This is a genomic window from Alkalispirochaeta alkalica DSM 8900, from assembly GCF_000373545.1.
Classification (GTDB): Bacteria; Spirochaetota; Spirochaetia; order DSM-27196; family Alkalispirochaetaceae; genus Alkalispirochaeta; species Alkalispirochaeta alkalica.
Window position 1 is genome coordinate 1 of sequence record NZ_KB891746.1, and the last position, 1,450, is coordinate 1,450.

Annotated in this window: 2 protein-coding genes; both read left to right on the forward strand. The window is 39.2% G+C overall.

Features of this window, described 5'->3' with window-relative positions; all coding sequences use genetic code 11:
• On the forward strand, positions 1–228 hold a 228-nt coding region (locus tag B071_RS19980), incomplete at its 5' end, for a hypothetical protein (RefSeq protein ID WP_215730299.1).
• A 203-nt stretch (positions 229–431) separates the two neighbouring features.
• On the forward strand, positions 432–1,238 hold the full coding sequence (locus B071_RS19770) for a hypothetical protein (protein ID WP_157703217.1): 807 nt from the start codon (positions 432–434) through the stop codon (positions 1,236–1,238).
• The last annotated feature ends 212 nt before the right edge of the window (positions 1,239–1,450 follow it).

A 1,450-nucleotide genomic window follows, 5' to 3' on the forward strand; every position in this document is an offset into this window, starting at 1 on the left:
ATCTTGGCCTCCCGAGAGACGGCACTCGTTAATTGGAAAGCGGCACCATCCAGGGATTGTCCTGTTCAAGTGCGATTGGCGAAGGCAATCTGGTATGCGAAAGAATCTTTTCTGCTGGAAAAATCGATATATTCGGCGGATAATAGACCCGGATCAATTTCACTGGATCTGGAAAAGAGGATTTACTTCCAGAAATGCAAAACCAGAAAGGATCGAGGCGGTGCCTGATGTCCGCTGGTGTTCGTTGATGCTATCGGAGGTCACGGACGGTCTAACAACAGCTTCAACCGGACAATGCCTTCTGTCACGGTTTGTGCATCTCGCTCCGCTCTCTTATGCACAAACCGCGCCACCCCGCTCTGCGGGTCAGGCATTGCCGGTTAAGCACGCGTTAGAAAGACCCTGCGGGCGCTAAGAAAAAGGAGAAAATAATGGAGAATGCTATTACTGAAAGACAAACTGCACGAACTGTTATAGTTGCATCAAGAAATACTTTGGAAGAAAAAAATAAAAGTATTGATTGGGCAAAAGTTGGATTTGATTATCTAATTCCTTATAAATTACAGTTTGAGTTATTATCTTCTTTAATCAAAGGAAAAAATGATCCTTTAGAAAAATATAGAAAGGCTTTACCATATCCAATTATCGATTATAATAGTGTTCCATCAAATATGTTTTTTCCGCCACAACATCCTATTGATGGATGTGTTTATGCAAGTTGTGATGCAGAACCTAATATTTATATACCATTATCCCAGTTCCATACATATATGTATCAATCTAAGTTATCAGCATTTATTGAAATGTGTGCCAACTTAGGAGCGAAAACATGCAAAATTATTTATGCTGAAGAAAATGGACAAGAAATCACACAAAAGTTTAAGGTAGATAAAATACCAACCTCAATTGGTATTATCGAGGCAAAAGAAAAATTCTCATTTTTTAAAAAGCATAAAGAAAATAGTAACTTGTATTTCGAATTTCCTAGAGTAGATTCTGAAACAAAACCGAGTAATAGTTTGTGGTTAAATGGGGAACCTTCATGGCGAGCATTCCAAAATATTCGGACTAGTCGAGATATAAAGAGTTTTAAATTAGATTTTTGCTATGAAGATGAAATGGGGATAAATGCAGAAGTTTCTTTAGGGATTAATAAATTAGGTTTTGATATTGGCGGTTCATTTAAAAATATTGCTAAGACAAAAGTATCTTTTGAGGTTGAATTTTGGAAAAAATAAGATTTCTAACAACTGCTTCAACCTGATATTTTCTTTGTCACATTTTGTGCTGTCGCTGCGCTCCTGACGCACAAAATGCGCCAAGCCCTTCGGGCGCGAAAATACAGGTTAAGCAAATGTTAGGCCGACGGGGGCATCCTGGCCTCCCGAGAGACGGCACTCGTTAATTGGAAAGCGGCACCATCCAGGGATAGTCCTGTTCAAGTGCGATT